Consider the following 12,543-nt stretch of genomic DNA (forward strand, 5'->3'; position numbering starts at 1 on the left):
CCCCCCCCCCCCCCCCCCCCCCCCCCCCCCCCCCCCCCCCCCCCCCCCCCCCCCCCCCCCCCCCCCCCCCCCCCCCCCCCCCCCCCCCCCCCCCCCCCCCCCCCCCCCCCCCCCCCCCCCCCCCCCCCCCCCCCCCCCCCCCCCCCCCCCCCCCCCCCCCCCCCCCCCCCCCCCCCCCCCCCNCCCGCCGGCTCGCCAGTTGCCGCAGATGCACGTGTTGCCTTGCCAGACGCTCGGCGGGACTCACGAGGCGGCGCGCGAGCCAGTCGAGTTCTTGGGCGCGACGCTCCATCGTCCGGCCAAAACTTCGTGCGAGCGCCGCGTGACGCTGATCCAATTCCTGCAGCAACACCACGCGCTGCGGACTGACGAGTTCGGCAGCGGCGGTCGGCGTCGGCGCGCGCATGTCGGCGGCGAAGTCGGCGATCGTGAAGTCGGTCTCATGGCCGACGCCGCTCACCACCGGCACGCTGCTCGCCGCGATCGCGCGCGCGAGCACTTCCTCGTTGAACGCCCATAAATCTTCGATGGACCCGCCGCCCCGGCACACGATCAGCACATCGACTTCGCGCCGCGCGCTCGCCGCTTCGACCATCGCCGCGAGCTTCGCGCCGACGCCCGTTCCTTGCACCGGCGCGGGATAAACGACGACCGGCACATGTGGCGCGCGGCGCGCGAGCGTCGTCAACACGTCGCGCAACGCCGCCGCCTGCAGCGACGTCACGATGCCTATGCCACGCGGATGCGTCGGCAGCGCGCGCTTGCGTTCCGCCGCGAACAAGCCTTCGCTTTCGAGCTGCGCCTTCAGCCGCAGAAATGCCTCGAAAAGCCGCCCCTGCCCCGTGCGCCGCACCGCTTCCACGTTGAGTTGCAGTTCGCCGCGCGGCTCGTACATGGTGACGAGCGCGCGCACCTCGATCTTGTCGCCTTCGCGCGGCGTGAATTCGGCGTATTGCGCGCGGCCGCGAAACATCACGCAGCGCATCTGCGCGCCCGCATCCTTGATCGAGAAGTACCAGTGTCCGCTCGCGGCGCGCGTGAAGTTCGAGACTTCGCCCGATACCCACACGAGCGGAAACGACCGTTCGAGCATCGTGTTGATCGCACGATTGAGCACGGAAACGGGGATGACGGCATCGCTGCCTTGCGGCATCAAAGAATCGGGAGTCATGGGCGAGAAAGCGAAAGATCGGGCCGGAAGAACCATCTGACTGATGGACAAGATCCGCCGGATAAGGTACGCCAGTGTAGCAAGTGTCCACACAGAAAGACTTACCGCTTGCTGATCGCAAGCACCCCGGCGAGCCTTTGAGTATGTTGCAACTCGTTGATTTAAATCGCTTATATTCGTCTTATGTCCGCATTATCCGAAGCAACTCTTTCCTGACGCGGATTCGCTGCTCTTCGGCCGCGAGTTTTTCACAGAGTTATCCACAGGCGCGCGCCCTCGGCCGTTTGGCTAACCGGCTGGCGTCGAGGCCGTCCGCGCGATAGAGTCCGGGGTTCGAGCACCGGCCTGACCCTGCGTAGCAAACATCGCCGGCCATGCATTCCGTTCAACGCTGACCGTATAGAAGGAGTTGCCGTTGCGCGCCAAGCTTCACCCGTTGACCGGCTCAAACGCCATCGTCGCGAAGGCGGACCATGTCTGACTTCAAACCGCCCATCGAAAACTTTTTCGCACGCGAATGGCGCAAGCGCGGTCCCGTTGCGTGGGCGCTCACGCCCTTCGCCTGCATCTTCGGCGCGATTGCCGCGACGCGCCGAGCGTTCTTCGAACTCGGCTGGATCAAGCGCGTCGATGTCGGCGTGCCGGTGGTCGTCGTCGGCAACGTGACGGTCGGTGGCACGGGCAAGACGCCGACGGTCATCGCGCTTGTCGAGGCTCTGCGCGCGGCAGGGCATCAGCCGGGCGTCGTTTCGCGCGGATACGGCGCGAAGATCGCGAAGCCGACGAGCGTCGCGCCGACCTCGGCCGCCGCGCAAGTCGGCGACGAGCCGCTGCTGATCGCGCGCCGCACTCACGCGCCGGTCTTCGTATGCCCGGATCGCGTGGCGGCGGCGCGTGCGCTGGTCGAGGCGCATCCCGAAGTCGATGTCATCGTGTCCGACGACGGCCTGCAGCACTATCGGCTCGCGCGTGTGTTCGAGCTCGTCGTATTCGACGACCGCCTCGGCGGCAACGGCTTCCTGCTGCCCGCCGGCCCGTTGCGCGAACCGATGTCGCGCCATCGCGACGCGACGCTCATCAACAGCCCCTACGACCGCACCTTGCCGCCGTGGCCCAATACCTTTGCGCTCGAACTCGAATCGGGCGATGCCTGGCTGCTCGACGATCCATCGGTGCGCCGTCCGCTCGCGCAGTTCGCAGGCGAGAAAGTGGTCGCCGCCGCGGGCATCGGTTCGCCCGAGCGCTTCTTCGCGACCTTGCGCGCCGCCGGCATCACGCCTGGCACGCGCGCGTTCCCCGATCACTATTCGTATCGCGAGAATCCTTTCGAGGACGTGAAAGCCGACGCCATCCTGATCACCGAGAAGGATGCAGTAAAATTTGGGGCCTGGCGTGATGCGCGCATCTGGGTCGTTCCCGTGCAAGCCGTGCTCAGGCCTCGCCTCATCGCTCTAGTTGTGGAGAAACTCCGTGGACGCACGTCTGCTTGAAATCCTCGTCTGCCCGATCTGCAAGGGTCCGCTCACCTATGACCGCGCGGCGCAGGAACTCGTCTGCAGCGCGGACAAGCTTGCTTATCCCATTCGCGACGGCATTCCCGTGATGCTCGTCGACGAAGCGCGTCAAACGGTGGAAGGCACGCCGGTCGAGCCGTTGAAGCCGGTTGGCGGCGCGTAAGGTCCGATCATGTCCGTGCCGTTCATCGCCGTCGTTCCGGCGCGTCTTGCTTCCACGCGGCTGCCGAACAAACCACTCGCCGATATCGGCGGCAAACCGATGGTCGTGCGCGTCGCCGAACGCGCGCGCGAGTCCGGCGCGAGCCAGGTGATCGTCGCAACCGACTCCGACCGCGTGGTCGAGGCTTCGCGCGATCACGGCATCGAAGTGATGCTCACGCGCTCGGATCACCCCACCGGCACCGACCGTCTCGCCGAAGTGGCGACGCGTCTGAACTGGCCCGACGACGCCATCGTCGTGAACGTTCAGGGCGACGAGCCGCTCATCGACCCGCAACTCGTGCGCGATGTCGCCGCGCATCTCGCGGCGCATCCCGAATGCGCAATCTCCACGGCCGCGCATCCCATTCACGATGCCGCCGACGTGTTCAATCCGAATGTCGTGAAAGTCGTGCTCGATGCGAAGAGCGTCGCGCTCTACTTCTCGCGCGCGCCCATTCCCTGGACGCGCGACGCATGGCAATCGCATTGGCCGGACGTCGCCGCGCTTTCGGCGCTGCCCGCGGTGCCCGAAAACGTGCTGCGGCATATTGGCCTGTACGCGTATCGCGCGAAGTTTCTGCGCGAGTTTCCAAACCTCGCGCAAGCGCCCATCGAAGCCGCCGAGGCGCTCGAACAACTGCGCGCGTTGTGGCATGGCGAGCGCATCGCGGTGCGCGTCACGCATGAAACACCTGCACCGGGCGTCGATACACCCGCCGATCTCGCGCGCGTCCAGGCGCTCTTTTCCAGCGCCGGCTGAAAGCTCGCACAACCCGTGTATACCCCCGCCAAACGCTTGCGCGGCGGGAATCACAGCGATTTCTATCGCCGTTATTACGGCCGCGTTCGTAATGAGCCGTGGCATAATCAAGCGATTGCGCGAGCCTTCCGGTCAGCGCCACGCTCAACGTTGCGCCGCTGTCCGCGGGTGCCGCGCCGACTTTCGAATCGGCTGCGCGCTCTGTCGTCGACGCCGCGCGAGCCTGGCCACCGGATGCAGATTCAGACTCGCCGCGCGGTTTATAGACGATTCGGAGATATCACCATGCGTTTGATCCTGTTGGGCGCACCCGGCGCGGGCAAGGGCACCCAGGCAAACTTCATCAAGGAAAAGTTCGGCATTCCGCAGATCTCGACCGGCGACATGTTGCGCGCGGCCGTGAAGGCGGGCTCGCCGCTCGGCGTCGAGGCCAAGGGCTATATGGACGCGGGCGAGCTCGTGCCGGACACGCTCATCATCAATCTCGTAAAGGAGCGGCTGCTCGCGGACGACTGCAAGAACGGCTATCTGTTCGACGGTTTCCCGCGCACCATTCCGCAAGCGGAAGCCATGAAGAACGCGGCTGTCGTAATCGACTACGTGCTGGAAATCGACGTGCCGTTCGACGAGATCATCACGCGTATGAGCGGGCGTCGCGTCCACGCGGCGTCGGGCCGCACGTATCACGTCAAGTTCAATCCGCCGAAGAACGACATGACGGACGACGTCACCGGCGAGCCGCTGATCCAGCGCGACGACGACAAGGAAGAAACCGTGAAGAAGCGGCTCGACGTGTATGAAGCGCAGACCAAGCCGCTCATCGCGTACTACAACGACTGGGCGAAGCGCGGTGAAACGAACGGGCTGAAGGCGCCGGAATATCGCAAGATTTCCGGGCTCGGCGCGGTCGATGAAATTCGCACGCGCGTGTTCGATGCTTTGAAGTAACTTGCCCGCGTCACGGAAAACCCGCTCTTCGCCGAGCGGGTTTTTTTACGCCTTCAAACTTCCTCGCCAAGCTAAAACGGCGAGCCATAAAATCGAACGGCCTCACGAGGGCCGCGAATGCAGCACTTCCTCATATCAAGGAGAAGAGACATGGAGATACAAGGCAACGTTTTTCTGATCACCGGCGGCGCGTCCGGCCTGGGTGAGGCCACCGCGCGGCTCGTCGCCGGGCTAGGCGGAACGGTCGTCATCGCGGACATGAACGAAGCGGCGGGCGCCGCGCTGGCGAAGGAGTTGTCCGGCGAGTTCGTCAAATGCGATGTCAGTCAGGAGAGCGACGGCCAGCGCGCCATCGAAGCCGCCACGCAACGCGGCACTCTGCGTGGACTGGTGAATTGCGCGGGCATCGCGCCGGCATCGAAGACGGTGGGCCGCGACGGGCCGCATCCGCTCGATCTGTTCAGCAAGGTCATCGCGGTTAATCTCATCGGCACGTTCAACATGATTCGGCTCGCGGCCGAGGTCATGTCGAAGAACGCGCCCAACGAAACGGGCGAACGCGGGGTGATCGTGAATACGGCGTCGGTCGCGGCGTTCGACGGGCAAATGGGTCAGGCGGCCTATGCCGCGTCCAAGAGCGGCGTGGCCGGCATGACGTTGCCCATCGCGCGCGATTTGTCGAGAAACGGTATCCGCGTGATGACCATCGCGCCTGGTCTCTTCGAAACGCCGATGCTGCTTGGCATGCCGCAAGACGTACAGGACGCGCTCGGCGCCATGGTTCCGTTCCCGCCGCGTCTTGGCAAGCCGAACGAATACGCGCTGCTCGTCAAACAGATCTTCGATAACCCGATGCTCAACGGCGAAGTCATCCGTCTCGACGGCGCAATTCGCATGCAGCCGAAGTAAACACAAAAACGGCGGATCGCTCCGCCGTTCTTAGTCGCCGTCGTGCTGCGTGCGCTGCCTCAGTTCATGCAGCTCGGTTTCGACGACGGTTGCATCTTCCGCATCGGGACGATCTTCCAGATAACGCTGCAGATCTTCGAGCGCCGGACGCAGATAATCGAGCCGCGCGTAGGCAAAACCACGGTCGCGCACTTCCTCGATACTTCCCGGCAACACGATGACAAGCCGCTGCTGCACGGCGAGCAAGCGCTGCCAGCGCTCCGTCTGCAAGTAGATGCTTTTCAGATTGCGCAGCATGCGCGCGACGATCTCGCGGCGCGTCGCGGGCTGCAACAACACGCGCAACGCGCTGCCAATGGATTCGCCCACGCGCTGCACGTACGGCTCCAGCATTTCGACCATCTGCGCTTCGGAAAGCGTCTGGCCGGTGGTCGGATCGAGCATGAGATCGTGATCGGGCGTCGAGACACGCAGCAGGAAATGCCCGGGAAACGACACGCCGCGCACGGGCAGACCGAGCTGATCGGCCATTTCCAGATAGATCACCGCAAGCGAAATCGGAATGCCGCGACGCCGTCGCAACACCACGTTCAGATGGCTGTTGTCCGGGTCGTAGTAATCGTTGAGGTTGCTCGAGAAACCCAGTTCGCGGAAGAAATAACGATTGAGCGCCTCGATCTTTTGCTTCATGTCCGCGTCGTCGGGCATGCGGCGGCGCGCCCGCACGACGAGTTCGTCGATCTCCGCGAGCACCGCTTGCATGTCGAGATCGGGATACGCGTCCTGCGCAAGCGACAAAGCCGCTTCCGTGAGCGGAAGACTCTCGTCGTCCGCCACGAGCGAAGTGAAGTAATCGAGGATACGCGTTGTCGTCATCAAAGCGTTCGTCTCTTGAAATAGGCGTATTTGAAGCCCATCGCCGCCAGAATACCGAAATATAACGCGGCGAACACAACAAGGCTCGCGCCCAGCAACGCGATCCGCGTGAACGGCGTTGCGCGCATGGCGATCCAGTCGAAGTTGCCAGCGACCCAGTGCATGGTTCCAGCCAGCACGAGGCATGCCCCGATCATCTGCACGAAGAATAGCAGCCAGCCCGGCGACGGCTTATAGATCTGCCGGCGCCGCAAGCCGATGAACAACAGCAGTGCGTTCGCGAGCGCGCCGAGGCCGATAGAGAGCGTAAGACCCGCGTGCGAGAAGATCGGCACGAAGATGTAGTTGCTCATCTGCGTCATGATGAGCACGCCAATGGCGATCTTCACCGGCGTCTTGATGTCCTGCTTCGCGTAGAAACCCGGCGCCAGGATCTTGATGAGGATCAGCCCGATCAGCCCAATGCCATACGCCGACAACGCGCGTCCGACCATCACGACGGAATGGCTGTCGAACTTGCCGTAGTGAAAGAGCGTCGCGGTGAGCGGTTCGGCGAAGAAGAACAATGCGACCGCGCTCGGCGCCGCGAGCAGAAAGGTGATGCGCAAACCCCAGTCGAGCAGCGCGGAATACTCGTCGTTGTTGGCATCGACGTGGGCTTTCGAGAGACTCGGCAGCAGGATCGTGCCGAGCGCCGCGCCGAGGAGCGCGGTGGGAAACTCCATCAGCCGGTCGGCGTAGTTGATCCATGACACCGCGCCCTGCCCGATATTCGACGCGATATTCGTGTTGATGATGAGGCTCAGTTGTCCGACCGACACCGCGAACGTGGCGGGCACCATCTTCAGCAGCACGCGCTTCACGCCCGGATGCCGCAGCGCCTGCAAGAAGTTGAGTCCGATGCGCGGCGCCATGTCGATCTTCCGCAGCCCCGGAAACTGCACGAGGAACTGCAACGCGCCACCCGCGATCACCGCGTAGGCCAGCGCGTACACCGGCACTTTCAGATGCGGCGCGACGAACACCGCCGCGAAAATGAACGACACGTTCAGGAGCACCGGCGCGAACGCGGGCAACGAAAACTGCTTGTACGTATTGAGCACGCCCGAGGCGAGCGTCGTCAGCGAGATAAAGATGATGTACGGGAACATGATCCGCGTCATCTCAACGGCAAGGACGTACGCCTGGCCATCGTGCTTCAGGCCGGACGCGACCGCGAAGACGACCCAGCTCGCGCCGGCCATGCCGACGAGCGACAGCACGACGAGGCCCCATGTGAGCACGGTGGACATGGCATCGACGAGCGCCTTGGTCGGATCGTGACCTTGACTGTTCTTGAACTCGGCGAGGATAGGAACGAACGCCTGCGCGAACGCGCCTTCCGCGGACAGACGCCGCAGCAGGTTCGGTATGCGGAACGCGACATAGAACGCGTCGGTGTAGAGACTGGCGCCGAAGGCACGGGCGATCAGCGTTTCGCGGATCAGGCCGGTCACGCGCGACAAAAGCGTGAAGCCGCTGACCGTCAGGAGGGCTCGGAATAGATTCATGGGGCGCTTATTATACGGGGCGGCGCGATGCGCTTCGGATCGCGGCGGCGGCATCGGCGTTCGCGCACGTCACTTTGACCCATTGCATCGAATTTGCGGCGCAATGGCGTCAAGAGCGAGGCTTTTCTTGTCACATCTCGTATTTGCTTGCTATAATCGCGGGTTTCGAAGCTCGGCTTTCGCGCACTGCTACAATCCACGCAGTCGCGACGCACTTACAGTTCGCACAGTTCGACGCTTCATGTCATTTCTTGCCTAACAGGCAAGGGAGACGCGTGGAAATGGCATAGAGTCGACAGCAAGATTCACGCTGTCAGGCCAAGTTTCAAGGCTCCCGGGCAATCGTTCCCGGGAATTCCGATCATAGGCAGTGCGTTAAGAATCGCCCTCTCGTGCTCATTTCGGGCGCTCCTGGCAAGACGCCGGAGTCATCGAGACAAGGGTAACGCGCTCCAGACAAGTAACAGCAGAAACAGGATAAGGAACCGTCATGGCAAATACCGCACAAGCTCGCAAGCGCGCCCGTCAGGGTGCCAAAGCCAACTCGCACAACTCGGCGCTGCGCTCGAAGTTCCGCACGGCCATCAAGGCAGTTCGCAAGGCGATCGACGCCGGCGACCAAGCCAAGGCAGCCGAATTGTTCAAGTCGTCGGTCAAGACGATCGACATCATCGCGGACAAGAAGATCGTCCACAAGAACAAGGCTGCTCGTCATAAGAGCCGCCTGGCCGCAGCCATCAAGGGCTTGCAGGCCCCCGCTGCCCAGTAATTCCGGCTTGCTTCCGGAAAACGCGCGCATGCAATGCTTTGCCGCAGTTGACTGGAAGCAGCTTCCTGTTTCCGCTGCGCAGTAAAGAAAAAGCCCGCAAACGCGGGCTTTTTTTCGTCGGTCTACAAGCGCTGATTAACGCTTCTGCTGCGTCTGCGTGCCGTGATGCGGCGGCAGTTCGCACGCCTCGGTCACGACCAGATCGTTGTCCTTCGCGAAGTTCAGCACGAAGTCGAAAGCCATTGGCTCGATGTCGCGCAGGCGCGAGTCGAGAATGACGACCTTGATGTCCCCGATGATGGTCGGCCGCACATAGATGGAATATTGCAGGCGCGCGTTCGGCCCTTTCTTCCCCGGCCCAAAAGCCGACATCACTCCGCACAGGCGCTCGGACCAGTCGCTTGGCCGAAACGTGCGCCCGCTCTTGGTGATGCCTTGTATGAAGTACTCGGTAGGGGATGATTCAGCCATGTAGCATTACCTTTTGACAGCCGGTGATGCACACCGGCGAACGCGCCGACCGGACGCGGAAACCACGAGCCCTGCATTGGCAGGCACTAGCGGCTCTGAACGCGGCAGTCACAGAAAATTTCCGACTTGGCCACGCCCGCACCCTGAAGACGGACTCGACTGCACTGTTGAATCCAGACACGCAAGGGGTAACACGAGCGGCTCTTGCGAGCCTTCGTACACATACGCGTGAAACGGTGCTGAATGTTGCAGAGCGGTTGAAACGAGCGAGCGCAATTATACAGCAGCGACCCTTCTTCCGCAGCGCACCAATGCTTGCAAGCGCCCTGCAAGGCCGTCCAGAAGGCTTCTGGAGAAAGCGATCGGCTCCTCGGTAGCCTCGTCAAACATCGCAAAATCCTTTATGCTCGAACGCGATACCACTCCCGACGGCGGCGCCGTCCGGTCTTTTCGATGCCGCTTCGCGCATCGGCGGGCACCGGGTCGAAGCCGCCGCTTGCGTTTCATGACCGCCAAAAAAATTCGCCACTATCTTCAGTTCAAGGATTTTTCACTCGACGACTACGAGTACGTGCTCGAACGCGCGCGCATTCTGAAGCGCAAATTCAAGAACTACGAGACTTATCATCCGCTGCACGACCGCACGCTCGCGATGATCTTCGAGAAGAATTCGACGCGCACGCGCCTTTCCTTCGAGGCGGGCATCTTCCAGCTAGGCGGCCACGCGGTGTTCCTCAATACGCGCGACACGCAGCTCGGGCGCGGCGAGCCGGTCGAGGACGCGGCGCAGGTCATCTCGCGCATGGTGGACATCATCATGATCCGCACGTTCGGGCAGGAGATCATCGAGCGCTTTGCGGAAAATTCGCGCGTGCCGGTCATCAACGGGCTGACCAACGAGTATCACCCGTGTCAGGTGCTCGCGGACATTTTCACGTACTACGAACAACGCGGGCCGATTCACGGCAAGACGGTCGCGTGGGTCGGCGACGCGAACAACATGCTCTACACGTGGATAGAAGCCGCGCAGATTCTGGGCTTCAAATTGCGCCTCTCGACGCCGCCCGGCTACACGCTCGATCACGCGCTGGTTTCTGAAGACAGCAAGCCGTTCTACGAAGCATTCGAAGACCCGAACGAAGCGTGCGCGGGCGCCGATCTCGTCACCACCGATGTCTGGACCAGCATGGGCTTCGAGGCGGAAAACGAAGCGCGCAAGGCGGCCTTCGCGGACTGGTGCGTCGATAGCGAGATGATGTCGCGCGCCAATCCGGATGCGCTCTTCATGCACTGCTTGCCGGCGCATCGCGGTGAGGAAGTGAGCGCCGAAGTGATCGACGGCCCGCAAAGCGTCGTGTGGGACGAAGCGGAAAACCGTCTGCATGTGCAGAAAGCGTTGATGGAGTTTTTGCTGCTGGGCAAGCTCAATCACTGAGTTGCTGTCGGGAAGGGCGGGGTTCGAATCGAAGTGCCGCCCTTCTTCGCGGCGTTTGTCAGGGTCTGGTCACGCGCGTGGCTGACCTCATCGCGGTCAACGCGACCGCATGCCGCCAAACGTCGGCCCTCGACGCACGAACCCGCGCTCATCGGTTTCACAAGCAAACCGGCTCCATCTCCAGTTCGACATCGAAGCGCGCGAGCACGTCGCGCTTGATCGCTTCGGCGAGTTCGAGCACTTGCGCGCCGGTCGCATCGCCACGATTCACGAGCACGAGCGCCTGCCGGTCATGCACCGCCGCGCCACCGACGCCACGCCCCTTCCACCCGCACTGGTCGATCAGCCAACCCGCGGCCAGCTTCACCGCTCCGTCCGGCTGACGATACGACACGACGCCGGGTTCGCGCACGTGCAATGCATCGAACGCTTCCGCGCTCATCACCGGATTCTTAAAGAAGCTGCCCGCGTTGCCGAGCACGGTCCAGTCCGGCAATTTGGCGCGGCGCACGGCGACGACGGCATCGAAGATGGCTCGTGCATCGTGGCTGGAGGCGCCTTCCAGCGCCCGCGCGACATCCGCGTAGTCTGCGCGCGGCTGCCACGCCTTCGGCAGCCGGAACACCACCGACGTGATCAGAAAGCGCCCGCGCCCTGCCCGCTTGAAGAAACTGTCGCGATAGCCGAACGCGCATTCAGCCCGGTCGAAACGGGCGTGCGCGCCAGTCGCGAGTTCCACCGCGTGCAGCCGTTCGAAGCGCTCGCCCATTTCCAGGCCATACGCGCCGATGTTCTGGATAGGCGCCGCGCCGACCGTTCCGGGAATGAGCGCGAGGTTTTCGAGGCCAGGCATGCCTTGCGCAAGCGTCCACGCGACGAACTCGTGCCAGCTCTCGCCCGCGCCCGCTTCGACGAGCCAGGCGTCGTCGTCTTCGTGGATCACGCGCTTGCCATGAATGCCGACGATCAGCGCGACGCCATCGAATTCGCGCGTCAGCACGACATTGCTGCCGCCGCCGAGCACGAACTGCTGCATGTTGGCGATGCGCGCATCGGCGGCGAGCGAGATCGCGGCATCGACGCTATCGACGTGCATGGCGTGACGCGCTCGCACGTCGAAGCCGAACGTGTTGTGCGCTCGCAGCGAATAGTCGTCGAGCAACGGTGGCGGCGTGAAGGAAGCGTGGGACATGACAGGGAAAAACCGCGTGGCGAACCGGGAGAATCGGCGCAACCTTGGGGAACCGCAGGCGCGTCGGTAGAATGACGTCAGGTCTGTGATTATAGCGATTGCGCGAGCCGCGCCCGCTGCGCGCTCGCCTCATTGAAGGGGAAAACAAGATGCCATCGTTTGACGTCGTCAGCGAAGCAAACATGATCGAAGTGAAGAACGCGATCGAACAATCGAACAAGGAAATCTCGACGCGTTTCGACTTCAAGGGTTCGGATTCTCGCGTCGAACAGAAGGAGCGCGACCTCACGCTCTACGCCGACGACGATTTCAAGCTCGGCCAAGTCAAGGACGTGCTGGTCGGCAAGCTGGCCAAGCGCGGCGTCGACGTGCGTTTTCTCGACTACGGCAAGCAGGAAAAGATCGGCGGCGACAAACTCAAGCAGGTCGTGACCATCAAGAAAGGCGTGTCGGGCGATCTGGCGAAGAAGGTCGTGAAAATCGTGAAGGACAGCAAGATCAAGGTGCAGGCGAGCATTCAGGGCGACGCGGTGCGCATACAAGGCACAAAGCGCGACGACCTGCAAAGCACCATCGCGCTGCTCAAGAAGGAAGTCACGGACACGCCGCTCGACTTCAACAACTTCCGCGACTGAGGTTTTCACCTTTAGCAAGCGGGCCAACGGCGCACTGCAGGACTTTCCCGCAGCGCCATGCAGCGCACGCAAAAACGCCGTTCCGCATGCCTGTGGAACGGCGTTTTGT

The 12,543-nt window shown here is 63.0% G+C and carries 12 protein-coding genes and 1 pseudogene; 8 read left to right on the forward strand and 5 right to left on the reverse strand.

The genetic code is table 11. From position 1 onward, the window contains the following. Positions 1–172: 172 nt before the first annotated feature. Positions 173–1,171 (reverse strand): annotated as a pseudogene (xseA, locus tag NCR98_RS10870) (exodeoxyribonuclease VII large subunit); the annotation flags it as partial. Between the two features lie 473 nt (positions 1,172–1,644). Between xseA and lpxK the strand changes: the two are divergent. The 5 genes from lpxK (at position 1,645) to NCR98_RS10895 (ending at position 5,506) form a co-directional block, all read left to right on the forward strand. Then, positions 1,645–2,661 carry a tetraacyldisaccharide 4'-kinase gene (gene lpxK, locus NCR98_RS10875; protein ID WP_244826148.1) on the forward strand — a complete coding sequence of 339 codons (1,017 nt, stop codon included), beginning with the start codon at positions 1,645–1,647 and terminating at the stop codon, positions 2,659–2,661. Further along, positions 2,642–2,848 (forward strand): Trm112 family protein, encoded by a 207-nt coding sequence (locus NCR98_RS10880; protein ID WP_244826149.1) that lies wholly within the window; start codon positions 2,642–2,644, stop codon positions 2,846–2,848. The genes lpxK and NCR98_RS10880 overlap by 20 nt, the downstream gene beginning before the upstream one ends. Before the next feature lie 9 nt (positions 2,849–2,857). Continuing rightward, positions 2,858–3,649: a 3-deoxy-manno-octulosonate cytidylyltransferase gene (gene kdsB, locus NCR98_RS10885; RefSeq protein ID WP_250526198.1), complete on the forward strand. Its 792-nt coding sequence runs from the start codon at positions 2,858–2,860 to the stop codon at positions 3,647–3,649. Between the two features lie 285 nt (positions 3,650–3,934). After that, positions 3,935–4,597: an adenylate kinase gene (gene adk, locus NCR98_RS10890; protein WP_244826151.1), complete on the forward strand. Its 663-nt coding sequence runs from the start codon at positions 3,935–3,937 to the stop codon at positions 4,595–4,597. A 150-nt stretch (positions 4,598–4,747) separates the two neighbouring features. Then, positions 4,748–5,506, forward strand: coding sequence for a 3-hydroxyacyl-CoA dehydrogenase (locus NCR98_RS10895; RefSeq protein WP_250509450.1), 759 nt, complete (start codon positions 4,748–4,750; stop codon positions 5,504–5,506). A gap of 30 nt (positions 5,507–5,536) precedes the next feature. On the opposite strand, the gene NCR98_RS10900 is transcribed toward NCR98_RS10895, so the two are convergent. After that, positions 5,537–6,382 (reverse strand): SirB1 family protein, encoded by an 846-nt coding sequence (locus tag NCR98_RS10900; RefSeq protein WP_250526199.1) that lies wholly within the window; start codon positions 6,380–6,382, stop codon positions 5,537–5,539. Then, the gene (gene murJ, locus NCR98_RS10905; RefSeq protein WP_250526200.1) at positions 6,382–7,986 is read right to left on the reverse strand and encodes a murein biosynthesis integral membrane protein MurJ; all 1,605 of its coding nucleotides are present in this window, start codon (positions 7,984–7,986) and stop codon (positions 6,382–6,384) included. Before murJ ends, NCR98_RS10900 begins: the two co-directional genes overlap by 1 nt. Positions 7,987–8,422: 436 nt before the next feature. Here murJ and rpsT point away from each other — a divergent pair, with 436 nt between their 5' ends. Further along, the gene (gene rpsT, locus NCR98_RS10910) at positions 8,423–8,701 is read left to right on the forward strand and encodes a 30S ribosomal protein S20 (RefSeq protein ID WP_244826155.1); all 279 of its coding nucleotides are present in this window, start codon (positions 8,423–8,425) and stop codon (positions 8,699–8,701) included. A 135-nt stretch (positions 8,702–8,836) separates the two neighbouring features. Here the strand turns inward: rpsT and NCR98_RS10915 are convergent, their stop codons facing one another. Next, a complete protein-coding gene (locus NCR98_RS10915) occupies positions 8,837–9,172 on the reverse strand; it encodes a DUF3579 domain-containing protein (protein ID WP_244826156.1) in 336 nt (111 codons plus the stop codon). A gap of 505 nt (positions 9,173–9,677) precedes the next feature. On the opposite strand from NCR98_RS10915, the gene argF reads away from it, so the two are divergent. Beyond that, positions 9,678–10,607, forward strand: a complete 930-nt coding sequence (gene argF, locus NCR98_RS10920) for an ornithine carbamoyltransferase (protein ID WP_250465558.1) — start codon at positions 9,678–9,680, stop codon at positions 10,605–10,607. Between the two features lie 157 nt (positions 10,608–10,764). On the opposite strand, the gene murB is transcribed toward argF, so the two are convergent. Continuing rightward, on the reverse strand, positions 10,765–11,799 hold the full coding sequence (gene murB, locus NCR98_RS10925) for a UDP-N-acetylmuramate dehydrogenase (RefSeq protein WP_250526201.1): 1,035 nt from the start codon (positions 11,797–11,799) through the stop codon (positions 10,765–10,767). A 149-nt stretch (positions 11,800–11,948) separates the two neighbouring features. Between murB and NCR98_RS10930 the strand changes: the two genes are divergently transcribed. Further along, the gene (locus NCR98_RS10930) at positions 11,949–12,434 is read left to right on the forward strand and encodes a YajQ family cyclic di-GMP-binding protein (RefSeq protein ID WP_244826159.1); all 486 of its coding nucleotides are present in this window, start codon (positions 11,949–11,951) and stop codon (positions 12,432–12,434) included. The last annotated feature ends 109 nt before the right edge of the window (positions 12,435–12,543 follow it).

Source organism: Caballeronia sp. GAWG2-1 (assembly GCF_023631405.1).
In the GTDB taxonomy this organism is placed as follows: domain Bacteria; phylum Pseudomonadota; class Gammaproteobacteria; order Burkholderiales; family Burkholderiaceae; genus Caballeronia.

Coding starts and splice junctions, on each gene's coding strand:
- murB (WP_250526201.1), bottom strand. CDS start 11,799: ATGTCCCACGCTTCCTTCACGCCGCCACCGTTGCTCGACGACTATTCG.
- rpsT (WP_244826155.1), top strand. CDS start 8,423: ATGGCAAATACCGCACAAGCTCGCAAGCGCGCCCGTCAGGGTGCCAAA.
- adk (WP_244826151.1), top strand. CDS start 3,935: ATGCGTTTGATCCTGTTGGGCGCACCCGGCGCGGGCAAGGGCACCCAG.
- NCR98_RS10895 (WP_250509450.1), top strand. CDS start 4,748: ATGGAGATACAAGGCAACGTTTTTCTGATCACCGGCGGCGCGTCCGGC.
- murJ (WP_250526200.1), bottom strand. CDS start 7,986: ATGCCGCCGCCGCGATCCGAAGCGCATCGCGCCGCCCCGTATAATAAG.
- NCR98_RS10900 (WP_250526199.1), bottom strand. CDS start 6,382: ATGACGACAACGCGTATCCTCGATTACTTCACTTCGCTCGTGGCGGAC.
- lpxK (WP_244826148.1), top strand. CDS start 1,645: ATGTCTGACTTCAAACCGCCCATCGAAAACTTTTTCGCACGCGAATGG.
- NCR98_RS10930 (WP_244826159.1), top strand. CDS start 11,949: ATGCCATCGTTTGACGTCGTCAGCGAAGCAAACATGATCGAAGTGAAG.
- kdsB (WP_250526198.1), top strand. CDS start 2,858: ATGTCCGTGCCGTTCATCGCCGTCGTTCCGGCGCGTCTTGCTTCCACG.
- NCR98_RS10915 (WP_244826156.1), bottom strand. CDS start 9,172: ATGGCTGAATCATCCCCTACCGAGTACTTCATACAAGGCATCACCAAG.
- argF (WP_250465558.1), top strand. CDS start 9,678: ATGACCGCCAAAAAAATTCGCCACTATCTTCAGTTCAAGGATTTTTCA.